General features: G+C 38.8%; 15 protein-coding genes. 5 read left to right on the top strand and 10 right to left on the bottom strand.

Features of this window, described 5'->3' with window-relative positions:
* Window positions 1-206: 206 nt before the first annotated feature.
* Complete coding sequence (locus AABK36_RS06700) at window positions 207-1,061, top strand: hypothetical protein (protein ID WP_309941524.1); 855 nt, start codon at window positions 207-209, stop codon at window positions 1,059-1,061.
* Window positions 1,062-1,114: 53 nt separating this feature from the next.
* Here AABK36_RS06700 and folB read toward each other — a convergent pair whose 3' ends face one another.
* The 3 genes from folB to AABK36_RS06685 all read right to left on the bottom strand — a co-directional run bounded on the left by folB (window position 1,115) and on the right by AABK36_RS06685 (window position 3,828).
* The gene (gene folB / locus AABK36_RS06695; RefSeq protein WP_309941519.1) at window positions 1,115-1,564 is read right to left on the bottom strand and encodes a dihydroneopterin aldolase; all 450 of its coding nucleotides are present in this window, start codon (window positions 1,562-1,564) and stop codon (window positions 1,115-1,117) included.
* Window positions 1,565-1,789: 225 nt separating this feature from the next.
* The gene (locus AABK36_RS06690) at window positions 1,790-2,722 is read right to left on the bottom strand and encodes a DivIVA domain-containing protein (protein ID WP_309941517.1); all 933 of its coding nucleotides are present in this window, start codon (window positions 2,720-2,722) and stop codon (window positions 1,790-1,792) included.
* A gap of 176 nt (window positions 2,723-2,898) precedes the next feature.
* Window positions 2,899-3,828: a WD40 repeat domain-containing protein gene (locus AABK36_RS06685; RefSeq protein WP_309941515.1), complete on the bottom strand. Its 930-nt coding sequence runs from the start codon at window positions 3,826-3,828 to the stop codon at window positions 2,899-2,901.
* Between the two features lie 140 nt (window positions 3,829-3,968).
* Between AABK36_RS06685 and AABK36_RS06680 the strand changes: the two genes are divergently transcribed.
* The 4 genes from AABK36_RS06680 to AABK36_RS06665 all read left to right on the top strand — a co-directional run bounded on the left by AABK36_RS06680 (window position 3,969) and on the right by AABK36_RS06665 (window position 10,229).
* Complete coding sequence (locus tag AABK36_RS06680) at window positions 3,969-4,619, top strand: 4'-phosphopantetheinyl transferase superfamily protein (protein WP_309941512.1); 651 nt, start codon at window positions 3,969-3,971, stop codon at window positions 4,617-4,619.
* A 39-nt stretch (window positions 4,620-4,658) separates the two neighbouring features.
* Window positions 4,659-5,576 (top strand): DMT family transporter, encoded by a 918-nt coding sequence (locus tag AABK36_RS06675; protein WP_309941510.1) that lies wholly within the window; start codon window positions 4,659-4,661, stop codon window positions 5,574-5,576.
* A 219-nt stretch (window positions 5,577-5,795) separates the two neighbouring features.
* The gene (locus AABK36_RS06670) at window positions 5,796-6,383 is read left to right on the top strand and encodes an RNA polymerase sigma factor (protein ID WP_309941508.1); all 588 of its coding nucleotides are present in this window, start codon (window positions 5,796-5,798) and stop codon (window positions 6,381-6,383) included.
* A 63-nt stretch (window positions 6,384-6,446) separates the two neighbouring features.
* Window positions 6,447-10,229 (top strand): hypothetical protein, encoded by a 3,783-nt coding sequence (locus tag AABK36_RS06665; protein WP_309941506.1) that lies wholly within the window; start codon window positions 6,447-6,449, stop codon window positions 10,227-10,229.
* Window positions 10,230-10,284: 55 nt separating this feature from the next.
* Here AABK36_RS06665 and fbp read toward each other — a convergent pair whose 3' ends face one another.
* The 7 genes from fbp to AABK36_RS06630 all read right to left on the bottom strand — a co-directional run bounded on the left by fbp (window position 10,285) and on the right by AABK36_RS06630 (window position 19,156).
* Window positions 10,285-11,295 carry a class 1 fructose-bisphosphatase gene (gene fbp, locus AABK36_RS06660; protein ID WP_309941505.1) on the bottom strand — a complete coding sequence of 337 codons (1,011 nt, stop codon included), beginning with the start codon at window positions 11,293-11,295 and terminating at the stop codon, window positions 10,285-10,287.
* 270 nt (window positions 11,296-11,565) lie between these two features.
* Window positions 11,566-12,069 (bottom strand): low molecular weight protein-tyrosine-phosphatase, encoded by a 504-nt coding sequence (locus AABK36_RS06655; protein WP_309941503.1) that lies wholly within the window; start codon window positions 12,067-12,069, stop codon window positions 11,566-11,568.
* A gap of 4 nt (window positions 12,070-12,073) precedes the next feature.
* Window positions 12,074-12,790 (bottom strand): RluA family pseudouridine synthase, encoded by a 717-nt coding sequence (locus AABK36_RS06650; RefSeq protein WP_309941500.1) that lies wholly within the window; start codon window positions 12,788-12,790, stop codon window positions 12,074-12,076.
* 150 nt (window positions 12,791-12,940) lie between these two features.
* Complete coding sequence (locus tag AABK36_RS06645; RefSeq protein WP_309941497.1) at window positions 12,941-13,825, bottom strand: 2OG-Fe(II) oxygenase; 885 nt, start codon at window positions 13,823-13,825, stop codon at window positions 12,941-12,943.
* A 246-nt stretch (window positions 13,826-14,071) separates the two neighbouring features.
* Window positions 14,072-15,136, bottom strand: coding sequence for a sensor histidine kinase (locus AABK36_RS06640; RefSeq protein ID WP_309941495.1), 1,065 nt, complete (start codon window positions 15,134-15,136; stop codon window positions 14,072-14,074).
* 129 nt (window positions 15,137-15,265) lie between these two features.
* Window positions 15,266-15,958: a response regulator gene (locus AABK36_RS06635; RefSeq protein WP_309941493.1), complete on the bottom strand. Its 693-nt coding sequence runs from the start codon at window positions 15,956-15,958 to the stop codon at window positions 15,266-15,268.
* Between the two features lie 279 nt (window positions 15,959-16,237).
* The gene (locus tag AABK36_RS06630; RefSeq protein ID WP_309941492.1) at window positions 16,238-19,156 is read right to left on the bottom strand and encodes an FAD-binding and (Fe-S)-binding domain-containing protein; all 2,919 of its coding nucleotides are present in this window, start codon (window positions 19,154-19,156) and stop codon (window positions 16,238-16,240) included.
* Window positions 19,157-19,225: the final 69 nt, after the last annotated feature.

Genomic DNA, 19,225 nt, shown 5'->3' with positions numbered 1-19,225 from the left:
TTTTCCAGCCAGATATATTATCTGGCTTTTTTTATCCCCAAAAAACGATCAAATATGAAAATTTATTAAACTTTTCAAATCTTGAATATAACATCAGTGTAAAATATTGTCTGTTACTAATTTTTAAATAAATTATTTCAATCAGTAATATATATTTTATTTAAATTAGAACTAAATAACTAACACTACTTTTACACTGTATCAATATGAAACACATTACGCTAAGCCTTTTAATGGCATTCATAACCTTAAATCTATTCGCTCAACATACTATCCCGGACAAACAAATTGGGAAAAAAGGCAGAAAAGGAGAATTATACTTCTACTGGGGATGGAACTGGTCTGGTTACACAAATTCCGATATACACTTCAAAGGAGACAATTACGATTTCACGCTTAAGGATGTGAAAGCCAAGGACAGGCAATCCGAATTTAGCTATGAAAATTACTTCAAACCAAGCAATATCACCTTGCCGCAAACCAATATGCGCATTGGGTACTTCATCAACGACAAATACGATATATCAATAGGCGTCGATCACATGAAATATGTCATGGTGCAAGACCAGACTGTAAAAATCAACGGTCATATCAATGAAACAGGCACACCGTATGACGGAGTTTACAATAATGATGATATTATACTAGCAAAAGACTTTTTGGTATTCGAGCATACTGACGGGCTCAATTATATCAATGTCGAATTAAGCAGGTCCGATGATGTTTTCGAATGGCTGAAAATCCAATCAAAACATTTCGAACTTTACTTGACTGAAGGTGTGGGAGTCGGCGCATTGCTTCCAAAAACCAATGCAACGCTATTGAACAATGAAAGACATGATGATTTTCATTTAGCGGGATATGGCCTTTCCGCAAAAGTAGGGCTTCACCTCAAGTTCTTCAAGCACTTCTTCATACAATCCGAGGGTAAAGGCGGGTTCATTCATATGCCTGATATCAGAACAACTCCTAGCACTTCAGACAAAGCAAGCCAGCATTTCTTCTTTCTGCAAGGCAATATACTTATTGGAGGAGCTATCAACCTCTCCAAAAACAAATAAAAACACAAAAGCCATCTCACGATGGCTTTCTTATATTTTGATGTTACTTCGAATTAATTATCATCTATCGAAAGTTCATTGAATTTGGGCAAACCAAAATGATCGTCCTCAATATTATTGAGAACACTGTCTTTCAACGCTATAGTATCATTTGTTTCATCAAGCACTATTTTAGCTTTTCGGCAAATCCCTCCGATCGGCGGATTGAACTTCACCACTTCCAATCGAACCTTTTCCACCGCAGGATGCAATTTGAAAATTTTCTTGATGATACGATAACCAACATGCTCAAGCAATTTTGACTTTATCTCCATCTCTTTTTTGATGATTCTGTACAAGTCCTCATAACTTATCGTTCCGATCAAATCATCATTCACCGCACCATCGTTGAAGTCCGCATCAACTTCTATATTAATTTCATATTTATTTCCTATCTTTTGCTCTTCTTCATAAAAACCATGATAAGCATAGAACTCCAAACCTTCAAGACATATCTTCCCCATATTCAAGCCTTTTTACGATCAACGGAAAGCTGGCGCTAAAATTTCACCCGAACACAACTTTAACGATTGCATCAAACTATTTAAAAACTTTCCGAGTATTTTTTTGAAATATTTAAACGAATACGCCTCGCTGATTTCTCAACAAGGCGAACTGCAAAGATAAGAATAATGCAAGCATTTCCCAGCCATATCAATAAATAATGGGAAAGAGCTTATTTTCCTTTATCAATCCAAATCATCGAAAAAAGATCCTTTTTTCTTTTTCTCGAATTCTATTGATTCATTTTCAGGACTTTTCACTTCCATTGGCATTTCCGCGTATTCTTTCTTTTCTTCCGCAAAGTCAGAATGAACATACTGCGGAGCCTCTTTCAATTCCTCCTCTTCGATTTGAGCGCTAGTCGACTCTTTGACTTCTTTCTGAACAACTTCCTCATTCAAAGTCTCCAATTCCTCAGCTTCCAATCCTGTCAAATCGCCATCAACCAACTCTTCCATTTTTTTCAAATCGCTAGCGAATCTATGCGTCATTTTCGCTTTCTGAACAAGCTCGTCAATTTTAGAACGATAACCTTTGCCGCTATTGTCAGCGTCAGCCACTTTGCTATTGATTTGAGTGGCAATACGAGTAAGGTCACGAGTCAAATTCACTTTAGTGTCTTCTAATTCTCTAAAGTGGTATTCCATTTCCTTAATCTGCTCCAACATGTGATCCATGATCTGCTTAGCATGCTTTTCAGCGTTTGAAACGATCTCTTCAGCTTCTTTTTGAGCTTTGTTATTCGTTTCCTCAGCATCAGTATTGGCATCCCTTATCGTTTTCTCAGCATCGGTATTCGCGTCTCTTACCGTTTTCTCAGCCTCCATGGTTGCTTCCTTGATTTTCAAGGCCGCTTTTTGATTTGCTTGATTGAGAATATTTTGACTTGTGTCTTCTGCAGTTTTGAGCGTTTTGAATAATGAGCTTTCCACTTCATGCAACTTTTCAAGCTCTTTTTGAGCATTCTCAAGCTTCATGTTAAGCTCTTTGTTTTTATCCAATAGCCTCTCCCATTCTTGAGACAATGACTGAAGATAAGCTTCTACTTCTTCTTTGTCATACCCTCTGAATACTCGTTCAAAAGATTTTTGTCTTATTTCTAATGGAGTAACTTTCATGATTCACCGCTTTGTTAAAGAAAAATGGATTGAATTACAATTTATAAAATATTCTCGTGATTTTGAAAAATATTTGTGATGCCAAGCTACAATTTTGAATGATTTTTTTTAATAATTTTTCAAAGAATTTTAATACAGACAATAAAATAATCTTGGCATAGCAATAAAAGAGCAAGTTATAAGGCTTGACCTTCGTTTATAACCCAATGCGAAATGGATCTGTCATCACTGCAAGAAAATAAATTCATATCATTTACACTCCATAACAACTTATTCACAGACGTGCCGTGCCCCGCGTGTCTGGACTTGTCTATTACTTTCAATAATCGGAATGATGAAGCGTCCCAAACTTTTATGGTCTTATCCATGCTGCAAGTCGCAAAATGCTTACCATCCTTGCTAAAATCAATATTGTTTACTGTGTACATATGAGCGACAATTGATTTATGAAGCGCATATTCCGCTTCTGTATTCCAGATTTTCAAATGCGCGTCTCTTGACCCGCTCAACAAATGAAGACCGTCTGGAGAATATTTTACCGAAAACACTGAATTCTCATGCCCTTCAATAACTTTAATCAACTCACAAGTTGTCGTATCGTAAACTCTTATTTTATTATCACTATAGCCAACGGCCATATGATTGTTGGCAGGGTTCAAACTGATTGACCTTGCGCTTTTCTCGCTATTTTTGATGCGTTTAGTTATGGTGCAAGTATCTAAATCCACCACAACCAATTCACCATCGCCACATGCTACATACGCGCGACCGCTGTCAACTTGTATATCAAAAATCGAAGAAGTGGTAATTTTAAGGTTCTTGATTTCTTTTCGGCTATCCGCATCCACAAAATGAAGGCCCTGGAAGTTTTGTCCAATAATCAGCAAATTTCTCTCTTGATGATAACAAATACCATACACCGATGATGGAACTTTAGCCACAAGTCTTCCTTCCTCTGGTTTTTCCATATCCCATTCCACTACCATTCCATCTCCTGCGGCAGAATAAAAAGTATTATCTTCCTTGCCTTGCAAAAGCGTGTAAACAGGTTCTTTATGTCCCGTAAAGGTATTTTTCTTATCAACAGTAATTTTTGCTCTCATCATATTTATTTTAATCAATGAAATAGCCTACGTGGATTTAAAGCCACAGTTTTGCAAAATAGATCAAATAATAAAAATAAAACAATTAGATTTACTCCGCTAAACGTTTTTTTCCTAATCTTTTGTATCGAACGTTAAAATATATGCCCATAATACATTCATTTAATAAAGAGTCCAGCACAGTCGTAGGAATTTGGCTTATAGAAGAAAGCCTTGAAGAAATGCTAGCAATTTGCCATCCTGAAGATGCCAAGTTCGTGCTATCAAACACTAACAATCATAATAAAAGACTTGAAAGACTGGCTGCCAGAATTTTAGCGAAACAACTAACAGAATCCATAGGGTTGCAATACAAAGGCATACACAAAAACGTTTACAAACAACCGGAACTTATCGATAACGACTCATCCATTTCCATCTCCCACAGTTATCCCTATGCCGCGGCAATTATTTCCAACTCATCCAAAAGCTGCGGAGTTGATATTGAACTATGCAGACCAAAGCTTCAAAGGGTTTCCCATAAATTTCAAAACGAAGAAGAAGCACGATTTTCAGGCAAAAACATAGATAAGCTATGCATCGCTTGGACTGCTAAAGAAGCCGTTTACAAATTGCTTGCCCAGCACAAACTGTCCTTCAAAAACGAAATGGAAATACAACAGTATGAACTAAATCCAAATGGCCAATTATCCATGCTGATTCGCTCCAAAGCATTCAATGACATAATTAAGATTCATTATATCCTAGAAGGTGATTTCGCCATGTCATATTGCGCATATCCGACAAACATCTAAGACCTTTTGCATGTTTCTTAGGAAAATATGCGTGAAACTATGAGCAAACAATTAAAAGGGTTTTCTTTGGCTTTTCTGGGAGCCTTTTTATTTGGAGGTGAGATTATCGCATTGAAAATCGGACTTGATATTGCCGAACCAATGTTAATCGTATGGCTTCAATACTTGCTGGGAAGTGTGATTTTATTTTTTTACAGCAACGCTATCAAATCATTTGACCTTAAGCTAATCAAAGCCAACTTTCTTCCCATGTCTGGCTCTGCCATGCTGCAAATCCTTTACGTGCTATTATTCAGTTATGCCGTAGACAATCTTCTTGCCGATGTGGCTACTATTTTTGATCCTTTGGGAGACATCCTTGTCATTGTTGGCGGCATGATCTTTCTTAATGAAAGAATGGTGAAATGGCAGAAACTTGGACTAGCGTTAAGTTTGATTGGGCTAGCGACATTTTACTCGGCTTCCATCTCTTATCTAGACACCTCAACGCTTAACAAAGGACTATTATTAATTCTTATCGCCGAATTTGCATGGGCTGGTTATTGCTTGGCTCAAAAAAAACTTACCGACAAAGTTCCACCATGCGTTTTGAACATGTTTACTTTTTTTATCGCATCGATAATCATGTTGCCTTTCGTCGATTTGAATAGTTTAACGACACTTAATCAAACAGCTTGGCTTGTCGTCGGACTAATGACAATAATCAATGTATTTGCATTTTCTTTCTTCATAAAGTCATATCAATACATTGAAGCCTCTAAAGTATCCCTTATCATGATACTCTCACCCATCATAACATTGGGAATGATGTACGCGTTGTTGTCTCTAGATCAAGATTTATTGGAACTGGAGCCATTGACATTGCGCCATATCATGGGAGGCATTTTATTATTAGTCGGCTCGGGCCTTGCCTCATGGACATATGAGAGCAAATCAGAAAATTTTGACAAAAGTTAAAAAATAAAATAATCATATCAGTATAGTTACAATAAGCTGAAATAAAGCCTATTTGCCGACACCATTCAATTGAGTCATTTTTATTATCCTAAAACAACTTTTTTATATAATTTTCAAATAACTTTAAAACAAACAATATGTTTGCTTTTTAAGCGTTATTTTATGTATTATTTTTGCCTCAGGAGAGAACATTACTACATGGAGGGGTGAAACAAACTGATGAAAGAATCTGATTACGACTTAATTAATGCTTACTGCAATGGATGCGAAAGATCTTTCCAAACGCTGGTAAACAAATACAAAGATATCATCTACACCAAGATTTTCATGATTGTCAAAAATGAATTCGTTGCTGAGGATCTCATGCAAGAGACATTCATCAAAGCGATTGACATGATTAAAGCTGGGAAGTACAATGAAGAAGGCAAGTTCTTGCCTTGGATCATTCGTATTGGCCAAAACAAAGCCATAGATTGGTTCAGAAGGTCTCAAAGATATCCAGAAATCGAACTTGAGGAAAAAAACGGTTTCAGCTTTGGATCGGATTGGGTGGAAGACAGCTTCGAAGTAAAGCAAATACGCAAAGACACCGTCAACAAAGTTCGAGAACTCATCGACAGGCTTCCGGAAAACCAAAAAGAAGTTTTGAAAATGAGAAGCTATATGGACATGAGCTTTCAAGAAATTAGCGAGCAAACCGGCGTGAGTATTAATACCGCTTTGGGCAGAATGAGATACGCGCTAATGAATCTCAGAAAAATGATGGATGAAGAGCATAAAATGAAAAGAGAAAATCTCTTTTATTAATAGCCAAGGCTAAAATCCAACCTTTGGCTGATATTTATGTTAATAGCATAAATGTGAATTTTTATGCTCAAGTCAAAGGCTAAATTTGAATCCAAACACACCGCCACAGGCACCATTCAACAGAAAGGTGCCTCCATTGAGCATGCTTCATCTCAAAAACATCCTCCACAAACCCATAGCAATTATTCTCCCATACAACGCATGCTCACTCGGGAAAACGTCGAGCATATGTTGGAAGATCCTATACATAATATTTCTTCTTATCGTCCATGGGAAGAAGCTCCTCCCAGCAGTCCCACCGAGCCTGGACCAATTCTTACAGTACATGAATCCCAAGAATTGGAAATTCCTCCGCAAGCCATGACCTCGCTTCCTCCAGGGTCTACCTTGGACAAATATTCGCTCAAAGTAATGAGCTATAAAAGCAAAACCCAATTGCAAAGCGAAGACTCCCATACTGATTTTCTCGAATCCGTATACAACTTTAAAGGAACCCTCGCAACGCACACTCCCAAGTCCTTTGGGGCCAGCATGTCACAATCCACAAGAAGAAAAGAACAATCTTCCGAAGAGGATTATTTATTCGTGGAGAAAACAACTCCAGTAGGAGACTTAAGCGATGAACACTTTATGACCGATGAGCTTCTACAAATAGATGCAAGATTGGATGAAATAGAAAATGAAGAAGAACAACTTGAAAAAGAGCTTCGAAGCTATTCAAGCGGCATTGGACAACTAGGAGACAATACCGTTCATGACTTAAACAAGGCATTAACGGAAAGAAAAAGCGAATACATGGCTCCGCTATGGAAGCAAGAAGCTAAAATCGCCAGCATTGAGCATATGCTTGAAGAATCATATCCTAGCGTGTTAATGGCCAGAAGCATGGGAGAAGGTGGAGATCAACTAAAAGGAAAATCAAAAAACGACTGGATCAGAGAATACGAAGATAGACAACAACAACTCGAGCAAGCTAAACGCGAACTTGAAGAATTCAAACGGAGGCCTGAGAACAAACGCTTCAACATGGCCCATCCTGATTTTCTGGAATATACAGCAAAGGAACAACAAGCGCTTGATGATTATTTGGCAAGTCCTGAACACACACAACAATGGGGTAATTTTTTACCTCGCAAAGTGAAGCTCAAACAACTGGAAGAAAGCAAAAAACGACTCAATGAATTTAGGGAAAAAGAACTTAAAAGGCTGAAAAAAGAACCTCTTAGAACCGCCAGAGAAGTTCGCCTTCTTCATGGAGAATCGGATAGTTATTTCAGAACAAAAAAAGCTATTGAAAAAAGACTAAAACCTCAGAGAGACGCATTAAAAAGAAAACAGGATCAATTAAAAAAAGAAACAGACTCGTACAATGCTGCTAACCCTGAAGCTGAAACAAGATATAGAAATCAAACACTCGAAGAGGAAATCAAAGGCTTAACTCAAGTCATAAACGATGAATATAAAGAATTGGAAAAAACTGTTCCTCTTAGAGTAGATACAGTGTCACTGCCTACACAAACTCCTAAAAAATCTACTGATAGAAGCCACCCGCTCATCGTCAAAGTGCTTGACTTGATTGGAGCGTATCACGATGTAGATAGCACTTTCAGAGGAGGAGCCAAACACCCTCTCGAAGAACAAACCGAAAGAGAGTATGATGCTTGGAGCACAAAACTTAGCGAAGAGCATTCCGCCTACTGGCCATTGAAATTGCAAGGCGATGAACTGGCAGGAAAACTGGATCCTTTCCGAAAAGCTTTGCATCAGACGTACGAAAGACTAAAAAAACAGGGGCTTGATCATAGATCCATTTTAGAACACACTGATTACACTCAGGCAAATGCTGATTTCACAGAAAAGAATCAGGAATATGAAGCCTTTTTAGCCAGCACTCAAGAACAAAGAATGCAGTTCTTTCAAGTCAAGGCTAAAGTTGAAGAACTTGAAAAAAAGAAAAAAGAGGCTTCTTACAGCAAAGATTTCCCTGCTCCTGAAAAATTAAAAGACGATCGATCAATGTGGGAATATGGGGGAGAAAGAGAATATAAGGACAAAGTAAGCCTCAAGATGCTGGAGCTAGCAAAAAGGCTCAGCAACCCAAGTGGAGAAAGGTCTTCACAAGATCAAGAGCTACTCAAAGCAATGGAGCGAAAAATGACTTTGTCCGAAACAGAAATGCTTCATGCCATTAGCGGTGTTGGGGACGTGGATCAAGATGGTTTAGCGAAAAAACTGCACGCAAGAAAGCAATACCATCTAGGAATGATGGCGAGAAAATGGCAAAAATCCATCTCAAGAACCGGCAAAGAAGAATTCGAATCATTCCTTTGGAATGTGGATGGCTATACTCCTAGTGAGGCAGCGTCGAATTTAACACAAGGAGTTCATGCAAATCCACAATTAGTTGAATTGGCAACCAACAGAGTCGCATTGCATCCTTCTGAAATCATGAAAGCTGCCAGTGAACTTGGCTTAGAAACGTCAGAGATGGAAGAAGCTCTAACTAGAAGCAAAGCATCAAAAGTACTGGATATCTTGTCAGGCCATGACAAAGACAAGTCAAGCAAATCCGCGGCCGCAGAATTGGCCTTCACTGGCCATAGCGCGTTCTCTGAAGATTTGAAAAGGGAACTCGCCGATATGAAAGACCAAATGATAGGCATGTCAAAGCTTGCCATGAAAAAGCAAGTCAACGTTAAAGACATTGAGCGAAAAAATCATCAAAAACTTCAACTGCTCCATGAGATCGAGCATACCATATATGAATGGTACAACATGCATCCCGTCGATCGCTTTGGAAATTCACACCCTTTCACTCTTGTAATGATGTTTGTCTTGGATGACATCCAAAAGGAGCATCATACGCAAGTCAAGTTTGGGCTTGAAAACAACTTGCCTGTATGGGTGCCGGGACGAGACGAAATGGAGACCAAAGCATTTGAAGAAGAAACTGCTAAAAACGCCGCTTTAACTCCCCTATTCGACCAAAAACGAGAAGAATACAGAATATTATCAGATCAACTTAACGAGCCTATAGTAAGGCTGCAAAGGGAGCTTAATAAAAGCACAGAACACAATCCTGCGACAAGACAGGCTTTAGCCAAAGCCATTAAAAAAAGGAACTCAGAATTAGCAAAATTTAATCAAGTCCACGATGCTAAAATAGAAAAAGTTCAAAGACAATGGAAAGCAAGATGCACAGCAAGCTCCAAATTAAGAGAAATTGATGAAACTTGGCACTCGCTTACCGTTAAACGCGGCAGTAATAATCGAATGATAGGCGATATGGGAAGGGATTTAAATGAAAATGACATAGGTATTATCGCTATGATGGCCAAGCTCATGAGAACGCCTATCGGCATGAAACTGTTACAAGATGTCGATCAAAGCGAAAGAGTCACCTTGCATCCTATCTTAGGAGGAGAGCGGCCTACCCGTATTGAATCTCATCATGGCAAAGTATCAGATGGGTTGGTATCACTAGACAGACAAGACGAATTGCAAATCCAATCAGCTGTTCGAAGCGACTCGCTCATGTCTTATGCGGGCAAACTCCGAAGCGGAGGATTCAGGAGCAAGCCTGTTCCGCATCAAGTTCTAACCCCAGCGTTTGTTGATTTTGGAAGAGGTTTAGCTGAAGCAATGTATTATCTAGGCGATACCAGAGACTCTAATCCGGACTTCATGAAATTCGTCCGCAACAAGTCTCCTCATCAAAAATACAGAGAGATTGAAAAGGATTATTTTGCGCTAAAAGAAAATGAACTTCGAAGAAGCATAGGACTGGGTGAAAGAGATGAATACACCCATGAGTACAACCCTATTTTTGGAGAATTAATATTCTAACAAAAATGGCCACTCATTGAGCGGCCATTTATATTGACTTATATTTTAAATAAATTTAAATCACTTCTTCCTGTCCCACCAACAAGCTTTCCGCTCTTAAGACCATTTTTTCAGATCCAATGAAAAAAGGAACTCTTTGGTGCAGTGTTGTAGGCTGAATTTCCAGAATTCTATTTTCCCCGTCAGTAGCTCTTCCACCAGCCTGCTCAATCAAGAAAGCCAAAGCATTGCACTCATAGCACAATCTTAATTTTCCATTAGGGGCGGACTCTGTTTTCGGATAAATATAGATTCCTCCTTTTAACATATTTCTATGAAAATCAGCCACCAAAGAACCTATATATCTTGCAGATACTTTATTTTGCTTGCATTCGTCCACAAAAGCCTTAACCCCAGCCTCAAAGCTGAAATAAGAGCCTTCATTAATAGAATAATACTTGCCTTCTTCAGGAGTCTTCAAATTAGTATGCGATAAGAAGAACTCGCCTAATGATGGCTCATACGTAAATCCATTCACACCATAACCGGTTGTATACACCAACATGCATGATGAGCCATAAATTAGATAACCAGCAGCTACCTGCTCTTCACCTCTCTGCAATACATCATCCATTGTCACTTTTTCTCCGATATTCGACTTGCGTCGGTATACAGAAAAAATAGTACCAATGGAAACATTCACATCAATATTTGACGATCCGTCTAATGGATCAATGGCAATGATGTACTTGCCTTTCGAACTCTCTAATTCTCTGATCGTATCTTCCTCTTCGGAAATAATCGCGCAAACTTCTCCTCCTTTGGTCAACGCATTGATAAATCTTTCATTTGCTATGACATCAAGTTTTTGCTGATCTTCACCTTGAACATTCTTCGATCCATAGGCTCCTTCAATATCGTTAAGCCCCGACCTTGAAATCTCCAGGTTAACAATCTTACCTGCCAAAGCTATGTCTCTCAACAATTGAGAAAGCTCTCCGCTCGCAAAAGGAAATTGGGATTGTCTTTCTTGAATAAATCGATCCAAAGGTATACCAATAGGCAGATTGATATCTTCTGTTGTCATTTGTAAATGGTTTTTGTTGATTGTTGATCATGCTTGCTCAAATAATCAAGCAAACTGATACAATTTTTTCTTTAAGGTTTTATACACAAATAAAGTAAAAAATAGATAAAAACCATTCCGTAATTTGATATTTATTCAAAAAAAATATTCTAGGTTTCAAAAAAAAGCAAAATAAGACCTAAAAAAAAGGTCGTAATTACAAAAAACACAAAAGTCAGTGCGGCTAGGTTCAACACACTGACTTTTGCTCATCTTCTTAAGATTCAAAAACTACAAAGCTTTCTGCGCTTTGATCGACTTTAAATCAAAAGTTTCTTCTAGCTTATCCAAAAACTTCTCCAAGCTTCTATACAACATGCGATAAACATTCTCAAACCCCTCTTGACCGCCATAATAAGGATCCGGCACTTCTCCAATGCCTTCAGGATCATAAGCTCTCATAAGTTTCAGATCATAGACTGTTTGCATCAATGGATTCTCAATTTTTCGAATATTCTTCAAATTCTCATAATCCATAGCAAAAATATAATCGAAATCCTCAAAATCATGAATTTCAAACTGTCTAGCCTTATGCCTAAGCACGATGCCATGACCTTCCGCCACTTCTATTGATCTAGGATCTGGAGACTTGCCGATATGATAAGCGGCTGTTCCTGCCGAGTCGCAACCAATAAGCTGCGTGTAACCTCTTTTCTGGATCAAATGATCAAAAATCCCTTCCGCCAAAGGCGACCTGCAAATATTTCCCAAGCAAACAAACAAAACTTTCTTCATAGGACTAAAAGGAGTTTTTTTCCAACTGTTTAATCAATACATTAAAGTCTTTAGGGTATTCCGCCGTAATCTCTCTGATTTCTCCACCCAAATCCTGAAATGCTATTTGATAAGCGTGAAGAGCGACTCTTTTTATCAAAGGCTGCTCGTCAGTTCCTCTCTTCAGATTAAACTTCTTCTTTATTTTTGATAGATAAATGAATGCTCCGCCATATTGCTCATCGCATACGATAGGACAGTTCATTGAAGCCAAGTGCACTCTAATTTGGTGCATTCTTCCAGTGACAGGTCTAGCTTCCAATAGCGTATGCATTCTGTACATTTTCAAAGTTGAGAAAAATGTGACAGCTTCCTTGCCTTTAATTTTATCCACTCTAGCTCCTCCGGATTTAAGCACCGCAATTGGCGCGTTCACCTTTTTGCTATCGATTTCATGGAGTCCCTCAACTACCGCGTGATATATCTTATCGACTTTCCTATTTTCAAATTGCATAGCCATATGTCGATAAGCATCAGGATTCTTGGCGAAGACTATCGCACCACTGGTTTCCTTATCCAAACGATGGCAGACACTAACCTCATTGCAATATTCTCTTGCCAAATCCAACAAACAAACGCCACTGTTTCTATCTTCCAAAGTCGACACATAAGGTGGCTTGTTCACAACTATATAATTATCATTCTCAAAAAGAATGGAATCTTCAAAACTAAATTTTTTCATCCCAAATACTTTGATCCTCTTACTTTACATCGTCAAATTTCATCAGATCGTGTATGATTCGCAAGATTTTTCATTCGAATTATCGCAAACAAAAAAAGAGGCTAATTCGCCTCTTTCAATATTTTATAAGATTTGCGCGTAATTTCTTAATCACTTCTTGCCTGAAAACTTATTCAATACCTTGCTGACAAAGTCATCATTAATCCCCAATTTGCTTTTCAACAAACTGTATACTGTCACTACTTTATTGTCAAGATAGATCAATAGAGATCTCATCCCGTCCTTAGGCCTTGCTCGGTATTTGGTCGTTTGCTTTTTAGGTTGCTCTTTTTCCTCTGTGAAATAATATAGAGCGATGGATTTGCGGCTGTCATCCTCAGGGCACATAATTGGCTCCGGCAAGCCATGATAAGAGTCCTCGTCGGTATTAAACACAACGCATCTGTTGAATATCGGCGAAACGCTTTTGGAGCAAACTTTCATATCTCTGGTCCAAAGCTCTAAATCCCCTTTATATTCAGGTTTCCAATCTTTATTGAAATACACCAACAGGTTAACTCTTCTGCGATAATTTCTTTTGTGAGGATGAACGGTAAAATCAGCATGCACATTCAAGAAGCCGTTTCTAAGGCTTTGATGCAAGCCACCACCCTCAAGTTGATCATCAGCGATCAAATTATCAATACCTGTCAACTCGGATAAATATGAAACGAACCTTGGCGAATTGAACTCTCTGATTGTTTCCTGAATAAATGGCGGCAACAAATCAAGTTTGTTTAATCCATGCTTTTTTTCATTGAAATGGACATAATGTATCCATCCATCATCTTTAACCGAAGGAAATTCGCCTCTTACTTTTTCCGCTGCCCACTCTTCCATAAAATTATCCTCGACGATATGAGGATAAGGATCATCCGTTTGGTACCTCGCCTTCATTTCAGGCAGTTTGTCGTACCACTTTTCATAATCAAAAATCATAGCTTGACTTTCTTCGAGCACCTCCGGCTTCGAATCCACTTGTAGTTGTTCTGACATGGCAATTTTGTTTGAAATCAGGGAGTTGCTCCCAATAAACCAAATTTCATGCCTCGGCAAAAATCAAACTATTTCTTTTAGCCGCGGCAATGAATAAAGAAAACCATAAAAATCCATCCCTCATCTACGCCGCCGCTTTTACAGCCTCAAAAATCGACGAATACTATCCGTCCAATATCAAAAAGGCCAACCCCATCAAAAAACGGTATTGGCTCAATAAAAAACAATATAATAAAATTCAGGCAACTACTCAATTTCCAGCGCCTGCTTCACTTCTCCTTTTGGCAATTTAAAGCTAAATGTAGAGCCCTTTCCTACTGTGCTCACCACACTTACCGTATTTCCATGAGCTTGCAATATATGCCTCACAATGGCCAAGCCTAGTCCTGTGCCTCCTTTATCCTTGGATCTACTCTTTTCCACTCTATAGAATCGTTCAAAGATCCTTTTCAAATCCTCAGGCGGTATTCCTAGCCCCGTATCCTTGACATATATCGTAACTTCCTTCTCTCCAACTTTAAAATCAACTTCAACCTCAGACGGAGATTCCGTATATTTCATCGCATTGGAGATCAGATTCATAAGCACCTGCATGATTCTTTGCCGATCCGCAAAGACCACTACCTTGTCGGGAATTTCTTCCGAGAAAATCAATTTGATCTGCTTTTTCTCAGCTTTGGCTTCAAACTGTTCGTAGATCTCTTGCGTCAGCTTATAAATATCGAAATCCTCAAACTCCAACTGAATATCTCCTGATTCCATTCTGGATATGGACAGCAAATTCTGAACTAAATTAGCCAAGCCGTCCAAACTTTTGCCTGCTCTTTTCAGAAATTTCACTCTCACAGTCTCATCCTCCACCGCTCCATCAAGCAATGTGTAGATAAAGCCTTGCGCAGCGAAAATCGGAGTTTTAAGCTCATGCGAAACATCCGCCAAAAACTCTCTCCGAAAAGCCTCAAGCTTTTTAAGCTCGTCGATCTCTCTCTGCTTGGAGCTTGCATAAGAATAAATCTCTTGCTTCACCCGCTTCATCGGGTTTCGAGACTTCTTGTATTTCTTATGCTTTTTGATAAACTCAAAATCATTTTTCTTCAAATCGCTCAACATAGAGTAAATCTGATTTACTTCCTTAAAAATCAGCGATTCGAAGGTGATGCTTATCAAAAGATAAGAGGAGCCGAAAGCGATCAAAAACGCCACAACCAATGCGTCAATACTAACGCCATTCACCAAAGACAAAAAGGCCGTAGTAACTATGCTGATAGAAATACTCAACAATGCGGCAACCCCTCTAGACGTAAATAACATAATGCGAACTCAGGACAATCCTTTGTAATACTGTTAAAACTTCTTTTGAAAATCAAGAAATCGACGATCATTTTCAATTATCTAGCACTGATGCCGCTTCCCTGATTTATTTCATCCACAACTGTTTTATTAGTTGCTCAACTCAAACTTATATCCAACTCCTTTTACAGTAGCTATATACCCATCTCCGATTTTTTCTCTTACTTTTCTTATATGAACATCCACTGTTCTAGCCAACACATAAACATCCGCTCCCCAGATGCTCGCCAATAAGTCATCTCTGCTGTATACTTTCCCTGGATTTTGAGCTAAGAAATACAATAATTCAAACTCTTTCTTTGGCAATGTCAGCTGACTTCCATCAATAGTAACTGTATAGCTTGATCTGTCAATCATAAGGTTTCCAATGCTGATCTTGTCAGTAGTGTTTTTCTTCTTTGACTCCCTTCTAAACATCGCATTGATACGACTCATCAAAGCTCTTGGCTTGATCGGCTTGGTAATGTAATCGTCTGCCCCTGTCTCAAAAGCGGCGATTTCAGAGTACTCCTCAACCCGAGCAGTCAAAAACACGATGAATGATTCGTGCAATTCCGGCAAATCTCTCAGTTGGCGACATGTTTCAACTCCATCCTGCTTTGGCATCATGATGTCCAACAAGATCAGATTAGGTTGGAACTTCCTAGCGATTTCTACCGCTTTGAATCCATCTGGCGCAGTTTCCACATCATAACCTTCTTTCTTTAGATTATATTGCAACAACTCTCTGATATCGTCCTCATCATCAACAACAAGCACTTTTTGTTGTGGCTTAGTACTCATAATCAATTCTTTTAGTGTGTAACAACTTTATTCGTTTATTCAAAAATATAAATTTAGGGAGCATAATAAAACCCCACAGGCTCACTCTTGAAACATGTTATCAAACAAATTAAATATTAACATAACAATGCTCGAAATACCTTGAAACTGTGTTAAAAATCCATCACAGATAAAATGATCCAATGTTTACCCAAAAGTTACCTTTTTAACATTAAGAAAACAATTAACTTTCCTTTTGATAACAAAAACTTAAAGATGAAAAACTCATAATTATTCGACTTATTCGTTGACAAAATCCAACAATATCGACGCAGGATGTAATGAGCCCCTATTTGCGCCATCTTTGATTTGATGCCTGCAACTTGTGCCAGCTGCTGCGATCATAGTTTCACTGTCCGCATTTCTGACCGAAGGGAATAAAACCAGCTCTCCAATACCCATAGAAACTTCAAAGTGCTCTTTCTCATATCCAAAAGAACCCGCCATGCCGCAACACCCTGAAGCTATCAACTCGGCATTCACATTCTCTGGAATGCTCAAGAGCTCTTTAGTGTAGTGTTGGCTTGAAAGCGCTTTCTGATAACAATGCACATGAACTTTAACTTTTCCATGTTTATCCGAAAAGTCTTGAGATGTGATTTTTCCTGCTTTATGCTCATGCCAAAGAAATTCTTCTATAGTAAATGTGTATTTCGCCAACTTCTTAGCTTTAGCCTGCTCGTCTCCTCTGAGCAAAGACACATACTCATCCCTGAATGTTAAAATAGCAGAAGGCTCAACTCCGATCAAAGGCGAATTCTCACTGACCAAACCTGAGAAAATGCTCACATTTTTGGAAGCAATCTCCTTGGCCTTGTCTAAAATTCCTTTGGAAATAAACGTTCTGCCACTCTCCTCATGAGGTATAATTTCAACAGTATAACCAAGCCTCACAAGCAACTCTATGGAGTCAACTCCTACTTTTGGCTCATTGTAATTGGTAAACTCATCGCAAAAAAGATAAACCTTCTTCTTTTTCCCTTCATTCAATCTACCGACATTCTGTTTATACCATTTATCCAGTGATTTTTTTGCGATTTCAGGCAAGCTTCTTTTTTGAGCGACCCCCATAACACTTTTCACCAATGGAGAAATCAAACTGTTCTTAATCGTAAAGTTATAAAGCGGGGCTAATGGCTGCATTAACTTGTTAATAGCATTGACATAAGCGAAACTCTTTGTTCGCAAGCTTGCACCATTTTGCTTGTATTTTTGATAAAGGTATTCAGCTTTCAACTTGGCGACATCCACATTGGAAGGACATTCTTTTTTGCAAGCTTTGCATGACAAGCACAAATCGAAAACTTCTTCAATTCTCTTATCTGCAAAAGGATTTTCAAAATCATGCGTCAATACTTCTCTGATAATATTCGCTCTTGCTCGAGTCGTATGTTTTTCATCTTTTGTAGCCATGTAGCTTGGGCACATAGCTCCACCGCTCCAATGCGTCTTCCTGCAATCTCCAGAGCCATTGCACATTTCCGCCATCCTCACATAACCTTGACTTGCAGTAAAATCCAAGGCAGTATCCAATTCCTGAGTCCTCTGCCCCGGCGAATATCTCAATGAACTATTCATGCTTGGCGTATTCACAATCTTATTGGGATTGAAAATATGCTCTTCATCCCAACAGTTTTTCACTTGCTCCAACATCCCATAGTTCTTCTCACCAATCATAAATGGAATAAACTCGCCTCTAAGCCTTCCGTCTCCATGCTCACCACTCAAAGAGCCTTTGTATTTCTTTACAAGCTTCGCAATCTCATCGGCAATGGTATGAAACATCTCATTGCCTTCTTTAGTCTTCAGATTAAGGATCGGCCTCAAGTGCAATTCCCCAGTACCCGCATGCGCATAATGAACGCAACTCAATTCATATTCTGAAAGCTTCTTATTGAAATCCGCAATATAATCCGGCAAATCCTCAACATCCACCGCAGTATCTTCAATCACAGGAGCTGGTTTGGCATCTCCTGGAATATTTGACAAAAGTCCCAACCCTGCTTTTCTCAAAGCCCAAATTTTAGACATGTCGCTTCCATAAAGCACAGGGTAATGATAACCCAACTCCTTCGATTTCAATGCATCTATCAAAGCCTTCACTCTTTGATCTCTTTCTTCCTCGGAATGACTAGAAATCTCAATCACTAAAATCGCTCCCGGCTCTCCCTCTACGAAAAACCTGTTTTTTTGCTGCTCAATATTCTCTTTGGTGCAATTGAGAATAAAATGGTCTATAAGCTCAGAAGCTGTAGGCTTAAACTCTAATCCCACAAGGTTTGCTCTCAAAGACTCGTCTATCGACTCAAAATGCACGCAAACCAAAGCTTTCTCTTTTGGAGGCAATGGATGAAGTTTTAACTTCAACTCTGTGATCATCATCAGCGTGCCCTCAGATCCTGCGATCAATTTGCAAAAATTAAAAGGCTCTGTACCGCCAAAAGGTTCCGTGCGCAACAACATATCCAAAGCATAACCGGTGTTCCTTCTCGGAATTTCAGGCTTGGGATATTCTTTCACAATCTCCTCTGCATTGGATTCATTGGCAAGCAAGTCGTTAATATTTCTATAAATTTTGCCTTCCAAGCCTTTGGAAATACATTTCTTGCCAAACTCGTCCAAAGACAAATCCTTGAAGACGACTTCAGATCCATCACTTAAAAAACCCCTCAATTCCAATAAATTCTCACGAGCGCTCCCATAAACAATAGAGTTCGCCCCACATGAATTATTGCCGACCATTCCTCCAACCATAGCTCTATTAGCTGTGGAAGTTTCTGGTCCATAGTACAATCCATGCTTTGCAAGATTTATATTTAACACATCCCTGACAACACCCGGGTGACATCTCACCCAAGCTTCCTCTTCATTGACTTCTAGTATCTGATCAAAATATTTGGAAACATCCATTACGATTCCGTTTCCCACTACTTGTCCTGCCAATGAGGTGCCCGCAGTTCGAGGAATCAAAGAGCTCTTGTGCAACTTAGCAAACTCTATTAGCTTCTTGATATCTTCCTCAGTTTTAGGAATTGAAACAGCTGTAGGCATTTCTCGATAAGCAGATGCATCAGTAGCATACAAGACTTTCATAGTATCATCAAAGTACAATTCACCTTCGAGGGAATCACCCAACTTCGTCAAAAGATCATTATTCATGGCAGCTCAAACACTTTTAAAAATTTTACATGCAAAAGATAAAAATTTATTATTTAGGATTCAATCCGA

This window comes from Aureibacter tunicatorum, from assembly GCF_036492635.1.
In the GTDB taxonomy this organism is placed as follows: Bacteria; Bacteroidota; Bacteroidia; order Cytophagales; family Cyclobacteriaceae; genus Aureibacter; species Aureibacter tunicatorum.
This window is presented reverse-complemented; position numbering and strand designations above follow the sequence as displayed.

Coding starts and splice junctions, on each gene's coding strand:
- AABK36_RS06700 (WP_309941524.1), top strand. CDS start 207: ATGAAACACATTACGCTAAGCCTTTTAATGGCATTCATAACCTTAAAT.
- folB (WP_309941519.1), bottom strand. CDS start 1,564: ATGGGGAAGATATGTCTTGAAGGTTTGGAGTTCTATGCTTATCATGGT.
- AABK36_RS06690 (WP_309941517.1), bottom strand. CDS start 2,722: ATGAAAGTTACTCCATTAGAAATAAGACAAAAATCTTTTGAACGAGTA.
- AABK36_RS06685 (WP_309941515.1), bottom strand. CDS start 3,828: ATGATGAGAGCAAAAATTACTGTTGATAAGAAAAATACCTTTACGGGA.
- AABK36_RS06680 (WP_309941512.1), top strand. CDS start 3,969: ATGCCCATAATACATTCATTTAATAAAGAGTCCAGCACAGTCGTAGGA.
- AABK36_RS06675 (WP_309941510.1), top strand. CDS start 4,659: ATGAGCAAACAATTAAAAGGGTTTTCTTTGGCTTTTCTGGGAGCCTTT.
- AABK36_RS06670 (WP_309941508.1), top strand. CDS start 5,796: ATGAAAGAATCTGATTACGACTTAATTAATGCTTACTGCAATGGATGC.
- AABK36_RS06665 (WP_309941506.1), top strand. CDS start 6,447: ATGCTCAAGTCAAAGGCTAAATTTGAATCCAAACACACCGCCACAGGC.
- fbp (WP_309941505.1), bottom strand. CDS start 11,295: ATGACAACAGAAGATATCAATCTGCCTATTGGTATACCTTTGGATCGA.
- AABK36_RS06655 (WP_309941503.1), bottom strand. CDS start 12,069: ATGAAGAAAGTTTTGTTTGTTTGCTTGGGAAATATTTGCAGGTCGCCT.
- AABK36_RS06650 (WP_309941500.1), bottom strand. CDS start 12,790: ATGAAAAAATTTAGTTTTGAAGATTCCATTCTTTTTGAGAATGATAAT.
- AABK36_RS06645 (WP_309941497.1), bottom strand. CDS start 13,825: ATGTCAGAACAACTACAAGTGGATTCGAAGCCGGAGGTGCTCGAAGAA.
- AABK36_RS06640 (WP_309941495.1), bottom strand. CDS start 15,136: ATGTTATTTACGTCTAGAGGGGTTGCCGCATTGTTGAGTATTTCTATC.
- AABK36_RS06635 (WP_309941493.1), bottom strand. CDS start 15,958: ATGAGTACTAAGCCACAACAAAAAGTGCTTGTTGTTGATGATGAGGAC.
- AABK36_RS06630 (WP_309941492.1), bottom strand. CDS start 19,156: ATGAATAATGATCTTTTGACGAAGTTGGGTGATTCCCTCGAAGGTGAA.